Below are 14,937 nucleotides of genomic sequence, written 5' to 3' on the forward strand. Positions count from 1 at the left end.
TTCTATTTTAGGGGTTTATTTGTATACAAGCTATGGTCTTGATATAGGTGTTTTGTAATATTTAACGTTATCCCAGAGTCTTGTATAATATTCATTGACAGAACATTTTGTGTGGATGAATTTTCTAGTATTAAGCTTGAAAATGGTGCTAAGTAGTCTTCTGCTAGTATTCTTTCCTGCTGATTTACTGTTAGGTTTATGATTGTAATATAATGGGCTGAGTCATTTTTAATCATTATTTTTTTATTGTCTTCTGAAAAAATAAGATCTTTGTTAAGGTCAATGAATGCTAAACCTTGTGGTCGAACCAGTAGCTTCATCCTGGTTATTTTATTTGTATGATTATTTTTATCTTCTGCTATATTTAACCAATATAAGCTTTCTTGTTTTTTTGAAATCAAATTTTTATTTCTTATTTTAATCGTAATCGTGGATTTCATTTTAGCTTGAAGGAGTGGGTTTGAGACATGCACGGTAAAGTTTTCAACGACTTTATTGTCTATGTCAGTAACCCATGCATTAATTTTTCTTTCAATTTCTGAATTGTTTTTGAAAACTGCCGATGCGTTTTCTGCCGGTAAATTAAATATTATTCTTGTTCCAGTGAGTGGTGTAATAGAAAATGCATTAACTGTAATAAGGCCAGTTATAAACAAACCTCTTAATATAATAACCAATTGACGCATCTTAGAACCTTAAACACATTTAAGTGTTGTTGGAATGACGTAGTTTTTAATGATATTGAACAATAATGATAGGGTTATCATCATTTTCTTTTATTGCTATATGACTAGATAGTGATTGAGCTAGTGATGTTGTATTGTCAAAAATTTCGATTTGCATTTTGCATTCTTCACTGATCGCTTTATTTATCTCTTCACTCGTCAGATAGTTGTCTACACTGCATGCTTTAACCGGCACTACTCCATAAAAAGCGATATTAGCTGTGGCTGCGTAACTTGGTCCGCAAAAAATCAGAAGAAATATTGAAAGAAGTGTGTATCTCATAGTTGTTCCTTTAGAGGTGCGATGGCGTTGTTGTACATGAGTGAATTATTGATGATATATTTTTGTTGTCAAGTTGTTATTTTTGTTGAGCGTTAGTTGAGTAGGCACAATTTTAAATCATCCGATGTGATTTTAGATGAAGTGATTGAAGGAGGCGCAAAGGAGAGGACTAACAATTAGGCTAGAGAACACATAAATGACAGCTGGAAGTTAGAGTACAAGGAGGAGTAAAATTGCCTATCTAAAATAGATATGGCAACATAAAATTTTGATTTTATTGTTTTTTATAATTTTGTTTGAATCTAGTAAAGGCTCTATAGCTTTGAGTGACTGGCGTTGTACGCTAAAAATTACAATAGTAAAATAAACTCATTTTTCCAGCGTACATACGCTAGAGCGCTATGCGGATAGTCTCACATTAGCGATCCTAAAAATAAAAAACCACAGATAAGAGCTGATACTTAATTAAATTTTGCTAAATTAATAAATTATATTGGACAAGGTTCAACTTTCGAAATACGGTAAGAAAATTTTAATTTCATGTTCGAGTGATAGAATGCAATGTTCGAGTTGAGTCGATAGCTGTGTCATTGCTTCTGAACTACTGGATACCTCAATCTGTTCACAGACAGAGATTAAGGTGTTCGCGTCAATAATTTTTGCTGCCCCTTTTATTTTATGGGCAAGATTTTTAGTTAGACTAAAATCCTCACTTTTAATTGAATTTAAAATACTCTGTAAGTCACTTGTATTGCATGATATTAGTTCTCGCAGAAGCTTAGCAGCTAGTTCTTTGTTGTTACTGGTGAGTTTAAGGATAGCATTAGCATCAAAGTCACAATATTTTTTACTGCTTTCTTTTTGTACTCGCTCTGCAAACTTATTGAGTGCTTGATCTAGTTCTGTAAGGCCTATCGGCTTAAATAGGCACTCATCCATTCCTACATCTAGACAGGCTTGTTTTACTTCTATCTGTGCATTAGCAGTATACCCAATAATAATACAAGTATTGAATCTGAATGTTTCTTCTAGCTGGCGGATTCTTTTACTAAGCTCGTACCCGTCCATTTCAGGCATATTACAGTCTGTTACTATGAACTGGTATTCATGTTCTCTAAACATTTTTAGTGCCAGCTCACCATTGTCTGCCTCATCTACTGAGTGTCCTAGATAGCGGAGTTGTTGGGCAAGTAGTAAGCGATTTGCTGGGTGATCGTCGACAATAAGGATTTGAAATGAACTTTTAGATTGAGAAACTCTTACTGCAGGAGATTCTATAATGTCATCTAAATTATCCAATTGTTTTAGATTAAGTTCCATTTTGACTTCGGTACCTGAGTTTTCCTCACTCTGTAAATGTAAAGAGCCACCCATCATCTCACAAAGGGATTTCGATATCATTAGGCCAAGTCCAGTTCCACCATAATTGTTGTGGGAACCATGCCCTTGTGAAAATGGTTTAAACAGGTTTTTTTGGTCTTCAACAGATATTCCTATACCAGTATCTTTAACTGTGAAGGTAAATGAAGCTTTTTCGTTAACAGAATTACCAGAATATACTTTTATTGACACTGAACCTTTGTTGGTAAATTTAATGGCATTGCCGATCAAATTTGAAAGTATTTGTTTAATTCTCATAGGATCGACCAGCACATCTTGCTTGATATTTTTATCAAAATCTAACTCTAGTTTTATTCCCTTTTGGTGTGCTAGACCATCAAAAACTCTGACTACGGAGAGCACAACCGACTTTAGCTCCGTTCTAACCGGTGATAGCGTGAGTTGGCCGGCCTCAATGCGGGCGATATCTAAAATATCACCAATAAGTTCAAGCAATCCGTTGGCTGAGTCATAAGCAACTTTTATTGAATTTAAGTCAACCTGTCTAGAATTAGCACTTTTTAAGGCTAACTCAAGCATTCCTATGATGGCATTCATAGGTGTACGAATTTCATGACTCATAGTTGCTAAGAATGTACTTTTGGCTTCATTTGCACTTTCTGCTAAATTTTTTGCCAGCTGGAGATCGTCTAAAAGTTTTATTCTGTCACTAATATCAATCCAGCCTCCAACAATACCTTCGATCTCCCCTGTAGCATCTCTATAGGGTTTGAACCAATGGTAAGCATTAAGCTTTACGCCATTTATATGCATTTCTCTATCTTTGAAATTGGCTATGCCAGTTTTTAGTACGTTGGCATATTCTTGTTCTATTTCAATAGCTTCATTCAGTTTTAGTGCCTTTTTTGTATTGTTCGTTTTCAGTAGTTCAGTTCGAGGTATATTAAAAGTAGCAATATAGCTTTCATTACATAATATAAGTTCCATCTCCTTATTACGTGCATATATAGGATGAGGAATACCATCTACAATTTCTTGCATAAATAATAATTGAGAATCAAGAGCCCGATTCGCTTCAAGACGTTGTTTGTAATGACGACGAGTATAAAATGCCCAGCCAATTGAGGCTAAAATGAGTATGGTTGCAGCAATAAGAATCGTATATATAGTATAACGGTAGTCTTTCCATGTTTGGTTTGCGGGTAATGTATTTAGCCTCCAGCGATTTTCAAGTACTTGTAGCTCATTGGGGGGAATGGTTAATAAGGTTTTATTGAGGATCTCTTGGAGTATATATTCAGATTTTTTTAGTGCAAATGCCGCTGTAACATCCGGTATTTCATTCACCACATGACTAACTTCAAGTTGGTCATTGAAATAGCTGTTTGTGTAATAGTCCGCAACATTTAAAGGGATAATTGTGCTGTCAGCTGAGCCGTTTTTAACTTTATCTAAAGCTTCAATATAATTACTTGTAAACAGTAATTCTCTAAATTTTAGATGTTGGCGTACTTCTGTTTCAACTGCATGACCTTTAGGTACCGCTATAATTGGGAGTATTGAGTCTTCAGTATTTTTCTGTTGCACATAAACATACGGAGAAGTAGAGAATTCTTTAGAAAATATAAAATGCTCAGACCTTTTTGTGTTTGGTGTGAGTATTGTTAGGTAAATATCTTGGTTGTCAGTCAATAGTTCTTGTTGTTCTGAAAAGTGTTTAGTGACAACATATTCGAAATCGATGCCAGAATATAAGCTAATCAGCTCCGCAGTTTCTATAGCATACCCAGCCGGCTTACCTAAATTATCAATATATGTTAATGGGGCCATGTATTCATTGACAACCATTTTTATTTTTGGATGTGTTTTTATCCACTGATTTTCAATGTCATTAAATTTAGGTAATTCATTTAGCTCTGGTATAATAAATCCACCACCACTCCATCGCTTTCTGATGAGTCTATTCTCATCTGCCGATATTGAACTCACTGCTTTGTTTAAAACTGTCAATAAAATAGTGTTGCTTGGTGCAATCGCAAACGCGGTTCCTTTCGAATTAATCTGAAGTGAGGTTTCGAATGTGAGTTTTCCAGAATAAACATTATTTATTAGATAATTAGCCGATGCAAGATCAATGAGAACTGCATCTGTTTGTCCAAATGCCGCAGCTGCAACCGCGGCTTGCCTCGATGGATAGGTCACGATTGTTGTTGCAGGTAATTTTTGCTTCACTAAATCATCTGGCAGGTATTCATAGGCCACTGAAATTGATTTTAACGGTCCTTTTAGTGATATGTTTCTGAAAACTGTAGGCCTATCTGAAATATACGGAGTAGAAAGAATCAGACCGTTTTTTTCTTCGTAGTTATTTGCTGTAGTTAATAAATCGATTTCACCAGTTTTTACGGCACTAATGACCTCTTCTCTAGTGAGATACCGAATAATATCGATATTGATGTTAAGCATTTTACTGATCAGTTGTAGATTGTCTGCACTGATCCCTTCATAATATTGACTTTCTCCATTCATAGTCATGTCAAATGGATGATAATCAGGTGCAGAGATCCCTACCTTAAGTGTTGCCTTATTATTAACGTAATCACGTTCTTCTTTACTAAGTGTTATCTGTTCTGGATGTAGATTAGGGTGCCCACTTAATTTATAGTATGGTGTATTTACAGCATGTGCTGATAATAAAAAAGGTAAGAATAGTGGCAGTAACAAAAAGATAATATAAAAAAACACGTGATTAGATTTATTCATATTAATTGGTGTCTTTTAGCTATGTCAATTATATCTACTAAGGTTTTTGCGTTTAACTTTTCAAGTAATCGTGTTTTATATGTACTTATAGTCTTATTGCTGAGCAGCATACGTTCGGCTATTTCTTTATTCGATAAACCTACTGCTAATTGTTGAAGAACTGCCATTTCGCGAGTTGAGAGTTTTTTTATAAGTTCAACTTCATCCTGACTGGATTTAGATATTATGTTGCTATTGTTAACAATAGGGAAATAGGAATGACCACTGAGAATTGCTCTAAGCGCGCCAGTGACTTCATTCATATCCTTTTGTTTAGAGACAAAACCTGAAGCGCCGGCTTGAATACAGCGGGAGACAAAGTGATCTGATGGTTGTGCAGTTAATACTAGTATCGGAGGGCTCTTAACTAGATTTCTTGATCTTTCTATCACTTCTAATCCATCTAGCTGGGGGATGCCAATATCGAGAATGACAGCATCGGGTGAGAGTTCTTTAATGAGTTTTAACGCATCAACACCATTATTGGTTTCTGCAATCACTTCAAAGCCACTTTGTTCCAAAATGATTTTCAGTGCTAAAACAACAACTGGATGATCATCTACTATTAATATTTTTCTCTTCATTTATAACTCCGCGACGATTTGAATTTGATTCTATCCTTGTAAGTCACTTGTGTGAAATAAATTCAAGTGATTAGGATTTTTCCTACATTTTGTTCGGTGATGCTTAATGAATAATAGTCGTAGAATAGGTGAAGAGAGTGGACTTTATCATCAAAAAAATCTCATTCTGCTAGAGTATCAACTTTTATGTGTGGTTGTTTCACGTAATCAGATTTCAATTGTTTGAAATGCCACACTAATCATACTAGCTTAAAGTTGCTACATTTTATGTGTCAGCGATCAAAAATGTTGTTTGCTGTAAATTATTTTAATTTTGAGGATATTCAATGGATAAGGTAAGAGTGATTGTGTTAGAAGATCACCCCTTTCAGCGGGCAGTACTTGAGCATAATCTTGCGTCTCTTGCCAATGTTGAAGTCTTTGCCTTTGGCGCAGCTCAAGATGCGCTTGCTTGGCTTGATGAGCATCATAATGCTGATATTGTGATTTGCGATCTTATGATGGCAGGTATTGATGGGCTATCTTTTTTGCGTAAAGCAAAAGCGAAGTACGGTATAGCTTCAGTTGCATTATTTAGTAGTATTGATAAAGAGCTCAGGCGCGCTGTATCACAGATGATTAAAATGCTTAATTTTGAATATCTTGGAGATTTAAAAAAGTGCCCCTCAGTGGAGAATCTACAGCGAATGCTTGATAGATTTACTAATAGTCGCACTGAAAAGCGTCAGAGTGCTTCCCGTCCAATTGTTTGTACTCGCTTCGCATTTGAAGATTTCGAACAAGCATTAAAGCTGGGTCAGTTCGTCGGTTTTTATCAACCTAAGTTTGATGTCGCCGGTTTTAGCTTGAAAGGTGCTGAAATGCTTGCGCGCTGGAATCACCCAGATTTTGGGATTGTAGGTCCAGGTGTATTTATTGAGCCGCTCATTTCATACGGCTTACTCGATGAACTTTTCTTGCAGCTGTTTAAGCAAGGTTGTGTTCTGCAACAGCAACTACAACAGCAAGGAAATCAGATTTCTCTCGCCTATAATCTCGATATCTCTCAACTCAATTCGACTAAATTAGTGTATCAGATTGTCGATATGGTAAAGAAATTTAACATTCATCCTCAAAGTATTACCCTCGAAATTACTGAGACGGGCCTGTTGGCTGCGCCAGCAGTGAATATGGAGAATTTAATCCGTTTGCGAATGCAAGGATTTGAATTGGCGATTGATGATTTTGGTGCTGCACATTCTTCATTGGCACGTTTATGCGAATTGCCTTTCTCACAAATTAAATTAGATGGTTGTTTTGTGCGTGAACTTAGTGTTGAGCCTAGGTGCCAAGCCGCAATTTCCAGCGTGATAGCGTTATCACAAGCACTTAATATGGAGTTAGTGATAGAAGGTATTGAAACAAATTCCCAATTAGTATTGTTGCAACAGCTTGGCTGTACGATTGGACAGGGCTTTTGTTTTTCTCGTCCTATTAATGAGCAAACATTTATCCAACGTTTTTTCCCTGCGAGTTTACAGCTTAAAGAATTACAGGAGCTTAGCCTTGATTTTTAGTGGACTAACTTGTTTTTGTTAGCTCACGGATCAAAGATTTTCGGTTTACTTTCAGTCCTATTTGTTCATTATTTTCTGGCCATGAATAATATTGTCTTGGGCGTTTGAAGCGGGCGATTTTGTTGGCAAGGAACAGTTCGAGCGTATTTGCAATCGACTCTGGGTGGTGGGTTAAACTGCCGCGAATGATGGCGGCTGGGAGATTGCCAAATTGTACATCTGGTATGGCGAAAACGATTGCATCGTCTATTTGTGGGTGCTGTTTAAGCGCGGCTTCAATTTCTTCTGGCTGGATGTTTTCGCCGCCGCAGATAAACATATTATCGACGCGACCAAGAATACGCAGATTACCATTTTCGTCCCATTCGCCCATGTCTTTGGTGTAAAACCAGCCGTCTTGTTCAACGCACTTTTGTATTCCATCCGCGGTGAGATAGCCCATAAACAGGCATGCGCCGCGCACCAAAATCACACCATCTTCGATTTTAAGCTCACGCTTGGGGAGTAATTTGCCACTGCTGCCGTCGCTAAAAGCGTGACCTGTGGTGATCTGCGAGCCCATTTCCGTCATGCCGTAACTGGTGTAACTGGCGATATTGCGTTGCTTAAGTTGTTCGAGTAAGTCGATTGAGACTGCGCCGCCACCCAGCAATAGGGCTTTGATACTTTTAAGCTTGCTGCTCGTATCGACGAGTAACTTGCTCAGTTGTGTGGGAACGAGAGATATGTGAGTCAACTGATCTTGGTCAATCTGCTGACCAAGGCTAAGCGCTTGATCTGGCAGGACAACACTGGCACCGACTAAGGCACAGCGGTTTAATATCGCAAGACCGCCAATATGGAATAAGGGCAAGGAGAGTAGCCAAGCATCACCTTGTTCGAGTGGGATTAAGCTGCGGGCACCTTCGGCATTGGCAATATGATTCGCTAAGCAATGCACCGCCGCTTTGGGAAAGCCACTAGAGCCTGAAGTTAAAATCACATTAGCTGGCCGAGTAAAGTCGACAGGCAGGGCTAAGTCACTGCTAACGCGATTGAAATTTAAGCGCAAGTGATGACAATTCTGTAGTTCGTAAACCTCAGCACTCCAAATATAGCGGATCTGATGTTGATCAACTAAGCCTTGGATCTGAGCGAGGGGAAAACGTGGCGAGATAGGAAAAAAGATTGCTCCAATATCGATGCAGACCCAATAGAGACAAATCATCTCGAGATTATTGCTAGCAATACAGGCGAGCGGCTCACCGTTTGAGCTCCCCGCAGCGCTTAGCTGCTGAGCCAGTGCGATTACGCGCTGGCTAAGCTCTGAGTAGCTAATGTCTTGCCCCGCCAACTTGATGGCTGTCTGCTGTGGAAACGCAAGCGCAGCTTGGTGCACGGGTGACAGTGCAAGCGGTTTTGATAGGCTGGCATTAGACAAACTCGTTTCCCTCACTTTTAGCTGCATCATCATTTTGTTGCATTGAATCAATGGTATGCAGTGCAATGGGCTCAAGTTGCGCGAGTGTGAGGCAGTATTTTTTACCCGATGACACGATTAAATCTTGGCTAAAGGCGCTGAGGGTATCGAGCCCAGGGATTTCATCGGGAGTGAGAATCGCGGCTAAATAAGCCAGATCATTAATGCCTAAACTGCTCTCTAGACTCGAACTGATAATGCAACGTACGCCATAGCTTTGCGCCGTATCGATTAAATTAGCTAGCTTTTCGATACTGCCGAGCAGCATAGGCTTGATGACAAGCGCAGTCAGGCCATTTTGCATTACAAACTGGTATTCTGGATCGTTGAGCGATTCATCGAGGGCGTAGGGTATACCAATTGCTTGATAAAATTCATGATTATCATGAGGATTCAGGCAAGGTTCCTCAATGTACTCTATGGTCTCTAGGGGCAAGCAAGCGGCAAATTCGATTGCTTGCTCAAGTGTAAACCCTCGGTTCGCATCCAAACGCAATTTGAGATCGGGGCGGGTACGTAAAATGCCATAAATCAGGCTTAGTTCATCTTCGATTGAAGTTTGCGCGACTTTGACTTTAACCGAACGAACATCCCTGCCAAGGGCGGCAATTTTGCTATCGAGCAAGTCTTTGCTGGCATCCGTTGGATGATAAATCAAAGGGACTGTGGCCGTTTGTGGACGAATGGCATCGAGTTTGCCCATTAACTTGGCATGTAACAGACTTAAACCAAAGGCCAGAGAAGGGTAAGGGCTTTGCTCGGCGCATTCCAGCAATGTATCAATATGCTGACCGCAGAGTTGGGGTAATAATCCAGTCAAAGCCGTTTGCACTTGAGTGAGTGTTTCACGGCTGAAACCCATCAAGGCTTGTTCATCGACATCTATGCCAGAGAGTGGGGCAATTTCAACTTCGACTTGTCTATGCTCGCCACCAACATTAGCGCTGGCACTTACACTGGCTTGTAGTACTAATCCCGCTCTGTGATCGATACGTTGCTTACCGACGGGCAATAATACGTCGAGCGGTAGTCGATATTGATACAGGTTAAGCGAAGTTAATATCATATATTTCCTACATTTTAATTCTGTCATTACCCTAGCAACTTCACTATTTTTGAGGTTAATGCCTCGGGAGCGGCTTGGTGTATGTTGTGGCCGGCGCCGTGAATACTATGGACGAGGATGGGCGCGTGTAATTGCCACTCTTGGGCGAGGGCGTGGAACTTGGCATCTTGGTTGCCCGCAAAGAAATGGCACTCACAGGTAAGCTGCAAAGGTACATCCCACATCGATGCTTGGTGTGCGAGTGAGGTGGCTATGAATACCTCTTTAAGCCGCTGTTTAGGATGCAGATCTAATGCTGCAGAACGATGCTCGATTAAGGTTTTTCGTTTGGTAGCCGTCATATCGGCAAATACGGGCTGCTGATACCACAAGCTTAAAAAGTCTTTGCTATTCAGATGCAGTAAACGCTCGGCCCACTGGGCATCATTTTGGGTTCTGGCAAGTTTTTCTTGCGGGTCTGTAAGTCCAGGATGGCAGGATTCGAGGTTTAGGCTCAGAAGTCTTTCTGGATAGGCTTTGGCAAGGTGCAGAGCAATACGGCCACCGAGAGAATAACCATAGAGATGGAATTGACCAATATGAAGGCCATTCAGGTGTGCCAACACATCTTCAACACATTGGTTAAATCCATCTAATTCGGTTGGCTTCAACTCTTTTTGGTTATCCCCGTGGCCCGGCAGATCTAAGCAAATACAGTGAAAGTGCTGGCTTAGCGCAGGCATTAACGGCAACCAGTCGGTCTTAGTGCCTAAAAAGCCATGCAGTAACACTAAGGTCGGTAGTGAAGAATTGCCGTAACGGGCCATGGTTGGCATTAGCTTTGTTTCACCCACAAGTTGAGCTCGGCGATTTGGTCGCTGGCTTGTGTTTGACTTACATTGACTTCAATGATCGAAGCCCCCTGAAAATCCAGCGCTTCATTATAGCTATCTTGAAAATCGGCTAGATTATCCACTTGATTATAGGGCAAATTAAACATAGCTGCGGCGTAGCCAAATTCTAAACCGTGGCTGAGTCGATAATAATCGCTACGGACTTGTTCATTGGGAACAGGCAATAAGTTGAAGATGTTACCGCCATCGTTATTGAGGATCACTATCACCAGCGGGCTGGTTAAGCCTTTAGCGATGGCTAGCGAGTTAAGATCGTGCAGTTGTGATAAATCACCGATGATTAAACTCGTGGGTTTGCCTTCATGGGCCGCAATACCGCAGGCGGTGGCGAGTAGTCCGTCAATACCTGATGCGCCACGATTAGTATAAGTGGTTGCCGTACAACAACTGACAGGGGCATACATGTCGTACAAGCGTACAGGCAGGCTATTGCCGATAAAAAGCTGCTGTTCTAGCGGACGAGTATTGGCGATGGCCCGCACAACTTGTGCTTCACCAAATTCCCCTTGGTCGATATTGCGCACAAATAAGTTATGCAATTCATCGTTATAGGTGATTAGGGTATTCGCCCAGTTTGCCGAGGATGAGCGATACCAATTTAAGGCTGCAAACTGCTGTGCATTCGCGTGCCAAATGTGTTTAGCATTGTGGCTAGGGTCAAGCCTGTCTTGTTCTGGTAAAACCTGCCAATAGCTGTGCCAATTTTGCTCGGCGAGATAACCTATCAAGCGTTTTGATAATAAACGGCCGCCGAATACGAGTACACGATCCGCTTCCTGCAATAGATTACGCGCCCTTGGATGTTGCAGCAGTTGATCAATATTACCTATCGCCGCGGGATGCTGACGCAGTTGCGACTGGGCATCAGTAAGTAATGGCCAGCCGATTTTTTGCGATAGGGCAATTAGTTGCTGTGGATCTTGTTCAGGCGTGAGAGTGCCGACAACGATCACCCCTTTACCGTGGACGAACCGCATAATGGCATCGTCACTTGGGCTGCTCACCAGTTTGCTCTTACCGTATTGGGTATACGGGCGTGCGAGCTGCAGCCAAGTTTGCAATGGTTTGAGGTAGGGTGATTCGGCATCGAGAATCGCGCCACCGAGTTCACTCGGATACAAGGGCTCACGGTACATGCAGTTGATGTGCACTGGACGAGTTTGATTCGCCACTGCTTCATCCACTGTGGTAAGCAACGCCTGCGGTGCGATATGTGTATCCGGTGTTGGCAAATTCACTTGAGTGGCATAATTCGCAAAAATTCCCGGTTGGACTATGGCTTGATTAGCACCGCAGCCGAGTAATTCTGGCGGACGATCGCCACTTAAGACGATTAAAGGTACATGGGTCAGCCACGCCTCCACAATGGCAGGGTACAAGTTGGCGACTGCTGTGCCTGAGGTCGTAATGATGGCGACCGGTCCGCGGCTGGCTTTGGCTAGACCTAAGGCCATAAAGCCGAGCCCACGTTCGTCGAAATGTAAGTGACGTTGGAGTTTAGTTTGCTGGGCGGCGGCGAGGGTTAACGGTGTTGAGCGCGAGCCCGGCGCCATACACACATGTTGCACGCCAAGACGTGCTAACTCCTCAAGAATAAGGGCGCCCCAAATAAGATTAAGAGTGGCTGTATTTTCGGTCCGCATAGCTGAATCTATTAGGATAAAGATGGGCTTAGTGTAACGTGTTTATGCTCCAAGATGTATGCTTGGTTTAACAATTCTCGAGTGGATCGCATGGGGGCTGAGGTGGAGCCTAAGCTAAGGCAGAGGATGCCTGTCACCTCGTGTATCGGTGGTTTGTTGTTTGGATATGTTGAACTATTGCTTGGCTAGATAATACGATCGACGATTTTTTTAATCTCTCCGCTTAACCATTTCAAGTCCTCATTGATTGCATTAGGCTGATTTTTTTGCACTAAGAAAATCGTTGGGGTTTCTGTATCTGCATATAAACGTTCTGCTTCATACTGCGATAGTTGACACGTATGCAGTTCAGGAATATCGCTCACCATTTCGTAAACTATCCGATAAGGCAATAGGGAGACTGCATTACTTTCGCCTAGATATTCAAACAAACTTGAAATACTGGTAATGGTAATTTCAGTATTGAGTTTAATGCCATTCGTTATGCAAAACTCTTGGTATGGACTCAATTTGGTGCTGGGATTACCAAGATCCGTATTGACATAGGGGTATTCCGCAATCGTTTCTAGGGTGATTTCCCGTTTAAAAATAGGATGATGCCTGCTAGCAATCAGGTAGAGTTTGTCCATACGTTGCAATTCAGTCGTTAGCAGTTTATCGCCGAAGGCGGCAACATCGGCAGCACTTTTATTGCAACAAATACCTAGGGTTGTATCACCATTAATAATGTCTTGAGTCGTATGCATAGACCAAGGGTTTATATTAATGTGCATGGGTTTTTGCTCTTCTTTAATAGCCTGCATCAAGGCTTTAGGAAAGGTGTAGGCAATTAACCCTGGTGCTGCAATTTCGACATGTGTCTTAACTTGGCGAGTGTTTGCTATTCTGGCTTTTTGAAACTTATCAGTACACTCAATTGCTTCTTTTGCAATTGGATATAAATGAGTAGCAAACTCATTTGGGAATAAGCCATATTTACGACGAATAAATAACTCATCACCAAAAATTTCCCGTAGATTTTTAAGGCTACGGCTGATTTTAGGAGCTGGAATGTCTAGCGCTTTCGATACATAGGTTGCTGACTTGTTCTCATATAATGAAACAAGTATTTTTAAACTCAGAATATCGAGGCCATCCATGTTACTAATGTGCATTTTTTATATTCCTTAATATTGAGCAAATACTTAAATCAACGCCTAATTATGGTGCTAATTAATAATTTTAATGTGAAACTAATCCCAAGTTTTGGATCTAGATTTTATCTATGTGTATCAAAGGTTTTTTTGTTTTATTTTTAATATTTAAAATGGTTTTTCATAAAATTTAAAATTTCAAAAACTAATATTTACATATTTAAAATGCAAATACTGAATTATCAAGTATCAATATTTGTATTTAAGATTTACATAATTTTGCAATGTGATGAGTCGTGTAAATCATTGTTTATATTTAAGTTGTTACTTGCAAGTGTGACATGTGTCAAGAAAAGATAAGTGTTTTCAAATAATACTAAAGTTGCTTTAAAGGAGATAACAAAAAATAAATTAGTTTTTGGAGGCGTGTATGAATACTTCAGTCATTCTCAGCTATGCGTTTATGTACTTCGTACTATTCGTAGCAGTACCATTCGTGTTTGTGATGTTTGTCATGACTTGCATTAAGTTTTTTAAAGCAGGTCCTGATGAAGCCGCACATCATGAGATGAAACTTAAACCAGTATTGTTTGATAAACAAAGCTTCAATTTTTTTAAATCATTAAAAACAGTTGTTGAAGGTAAATACGATGTTTGTTGTAACGTGCCATTAGACACTGTATTTGAGATGGACAAACATGATACGGAATTAAATCATGAATGCCGACTCGATTATGTATTGATCGACCATGATTCATCTGAAGTGAAAATGGTTATCAGTGATTTTGGCAAAGAAACTAACTCACCACTGAAAAAACTGTTTAGCAAGTTCAATATCAGTTTCATTGAAATGAACCAGCATAAACAGTGGGATACTCAGAGTCTTAAGCAAGCCTTGGCTGTGTGATCTTGACCGTCGGGTTCGGAATTATCCGAACTCGACCCCTTCTTTACCTTCCTACGGATAAATGTGAGGACTTCCTATGTCCAAAAGACAATGGCTGTGGTCGTTACGCTTAGGTGCTGCTGCGTTGCTTTTAAGCTTTTCTGCAATGAGTGCTGAGCCAGCCAATCAAATTAACAGTGATGCTTGTATGAAGTGTCACAAGCGTAATGGTCAAATGTTAGGGCATCATGGTCAAGATGCGATGAAAATGAGCTGTTCTTCCTGTCATGGAGAAAAGGGCGACCACCCTAAGAAACCGAATGATATGGTGGTCTTTGGTATGGAAGAATCGTCGGATCTGACGGTTCAGCTGAGAGTGTGTCAGAAGTGTCATACCAAGAAAAAACTCAGTGGAGCAGATTGGACGCATAACGTACATGCTCAAAAAGTGCCTTGTGCCGCCTGCCATAAATTACATAGCCCAACGGATCCAATGGCGGATATGACGCCGAAGGTTCGCAGTGAGCTATGTAGCAGTTGCCACACTGGCAAGCAGGAGTAAGGTT

At 40.5% G+C, this 14,937-nt stretch carries 12 protein-coding genes; 3 read left to right on the plus strand and 9 right to left on the minus strand.

What is annotated here, in order from left to right; translation table 11 throughout:
- Positions 1-2 precede the first annotated feature (2 nt).
- The 4 genes from KFE26_RS02290 to KFE26_RS02305 form a co-directional block, all read right to left on the minus strand.
- Positions 3-686 carry a molecular chaperone gene (locus tag KFE26_RS02290; RefSeq protein ID WP_212599533.1) on the minus strand — a complete coding sequence of 228 codons (684 nt, stop codon included), beginning with the start codon at positions 684-686 and terminating at the stop codon, positions 3-5.
- 46 nt (positions 687-732) lie between these two features.
- The gene (locus tag KFE26_RS02295; protein WP_212599534.1) at positions 733-1,008 is read right to left on the minus strand and encodes a hypothetical protein; all 276 of its coding nucleotides are present in this window, start codon (positions 1,006-1,008) and stop codon (positions 733-735) included.
- 504 nt (positions 1,009-1,512) lie between these two features.
- Complete coding sequence (locus KFE26_RS02300) at positions 1,513-5,112, minus strand: ATP-binding protein (RefSeq protein ID WP_212599535.1); 3,600 nt, start codon at positions 5,110-5,112, stop codon at positions 1,513-1,515.
- Positions 5,109-5,735: a response regulator transcription factor gene (locus KFE26_RS02305; RefSeq protein WP_212599536.1), complete on the minus strand. Its 627-nt coding sequence runs from the start codon at positions 5,733-5,735 to the stop codon at positions 5,109-5,111. Before KFE26_RS02305 ends, KFE26_RS02300 begins: the two co-directional genes overlap by 4 nt.
- A gap of 326 nt (positions 5,736-6,061) precedes the next feature.
- Here KFE26_RS02305 and KFE26_RS02310 point away from each other — a divergent pair, with 326 nt between their 5' ends.
- Entirely contained in the window at positions 6,062-7,291 is a 1,230-nt protein-coding gene (locus KFE26_RS02310; RefSeq protein WP_212599537.1) for an EAL domain-containing protein, read from the plus strand.
- A gap of 4 nt (positions 7,292-7,295) precedes the next feature.
- Here the strand turns inward: KFE26_RS02310 and menE are convergent, their stop codons facing one another.
- From menE to KFE26_RS02335, 5 genes are all read right to left on the minus strand, one after another.
- Positions 7,296-8,738 carry an o-succinylbenzoate--CoA ligase gene (menE, locus tag KFE26_RS02315; RefSeq protein WP_409437972.1) on the minus strand — a complete coding sequence of 481 codons (1,443 nt, stop codon included), beginning with the start codon at positions 8,736-8,738 and terminating at the stop codon, positions 7,296-7,298.
- Positions 8,704-9,816: an o-succinylbenzoate synthase gene (menC, locus tag KFE26_RS02320; RefSeq protein ID WP_212599539.1), complete on the minus strand. Its 1,113-nt coding sequence runs from the start codon at positions 9,814-9,816 to the stop codon at positions 8,704-8,706. The genes menE and menC overlap by 35 nt, the downstream gene beginning before the upstream one ends.
- Positions 9,817-9,842: 26 nt before the next feature.
- The gene (gene menH, locus KFE26_RS02325) at positions 9,843-10,631 is read right to left on the minus strand and encodes a 2-succinyl-6-hydroxy-2,4-cyclohexadiene-1-carboxylate synthase (protein WP_212599540.1); all 789 of its coding nucleotides are present in this window, start codon (positions 10,629-10,631) and stop codon (positions 9,843-9,845) included.
- Positions 10,631-12,352, minus strand: a complete 1,722-nt coding sequence (gene menD, locus KFE26_RS02330) for a 2-succinyl-5-enolpyruvyl-6-hydroxy-3-cyclohexene-1-carboxylic-acid synthase (RefSeq protein ID WP_212599541.1) — start codon at positions 12,350-12,352, stop codon at positions 10,631-10,633. The genes menH and menD overlap by 1 nt, the downstream gene beginning before the upstream one ends.
- Positions 12,353-12,537: 185 nt before the next feature.
- A complete protein-coding gene (locus KFE26_RS02335; RefSeq protein WP_105250597.1) occupies positions 12,538-13,506 on the minus strand; it encodes a LysR family transcriptional regulator in 969 nt (322 codons plus the stop codon).
- A gap of 409 nt (positions 13,507-13,915) precedes the next feature.
- Between KFE26_RS02335 and KFE26_RS02340 the strand changes: the two genes are divergently transcribed.
- Positions 13,916-14,392 (plus strand): DUF2726 domain-containing protein, encoded by a 477-nt coding sequence (locus KFE26_RS02340; protein ID WP_105250596.1) that lies wholly within the window; start codon positions 13,916-13,918, stop codon positions 14,390-14,392.
- A 76-nt stretch (positions 14,393-14,468) separates the two neighbouring features.
- On the plus strand, positions 14,469-14,933 hold the full coding sequence (locus KFE26_RS02345; RefSeq protein WP_105250595.1) for a cytochrome c3 family protein: 465 nt from the start codon (positions 14,469-14,471) through the stop codon (positions 14,931-14,933).
- The last annotated feature ends 4 nt before the right edge of the window (positions 14,934-14,937 follow it).

Source organism: Shewanella sp. M16, assembly GCF_018224605.1.
Lineage (GTDB): Bacteria > Pseudomonadota > Gammaproteobacteria > Enterobacterales > Shewanellaceae > Shewanella > Shewanella oncorhynchi.

Bases quoted from the DNA above. Each gene is read 5' to 3' on its own strand.
- KFE26_RS02335 (WP_105250597.1), bottom strand. From the start codon at position 13,506: ATGCACATTAGTAACATGGATGGCCTCGATATTCTGAGTTTAAAAATA.
- KFE26_RS02300 (WP_212599535.1), bottom strand. From the start codon at position 5,112: ATGAATAAATCTAATCACGTGTTTTTTTATATTATCTTTTTGTTACTG.
- KFE26_RS02310 (WP_212599537.1), top strand. From the start codon at position 6,062: ATGGATAAGGTAAGAGTGATTGTGTTAGAAGATCACCCCTTTCAGCGG.
- menD (WP_212599541.1), bottom strand. From the start codon at position 12,352: ATGCGGACCGAAAATACAGCCACTCTTAATCTTATTTGGGGCGCCCTT.
- KFE26_RS02345 (WP_105250595.1), top strand. From the start codon at position 14,469: ATGTCCAAAAGACAATGGCTGTGGTCGTTACGCTTAGGTGCTGCTGCG.
- menC (WP_212599539.1), bottom strand. From the start codon at position 9,816: ATGATATTAACTTCGCTTAACCTGTATCAATATCGACTACCGCTCGAC.
- KFE26_RS02340 (WP_105250596.1), top strand. From the start codon at position 13,916: ATGAATACTTCAGTCATTCTCAGCTATGCGTTTATGTACTTCGTACTA.
- KFE26_RS02295 (WP_212599534.1), bottom strand. From the start codon at position 1,008: ATGAGATACACACTTCTTTCAATATTTCTTCTGATTTTTTGCGGACCA.
- menE (WP_409437972.1), bottom strand. From the start codon at position 8,738: ATGCAGCTAAAAGTGAGGGAAACGAGTTTGTCTAATGCCAGCCTATCA.
- KFE26_RS02290 (WP_212599533.1), bottom strand. From the start codon at position 686: ATGCGTCAATTGGTTATTATATTAAGAGGTTTGTTTATAACTGGCCTT.
- KFE26_RS02305 (WP_212599536.1), bottom strand. From the start codon at position 5,735: ATGAAGAGAAAAATATTAATAGTAGATGATCATCCAGTTGTTGTTTTA.
- menH (WP_212599540.1), bottom strand. From the start codon at position 10,631: ATGCCAACCATGGCCCGTTACGGCAATTCTTCACTACCGACCTTAGTG.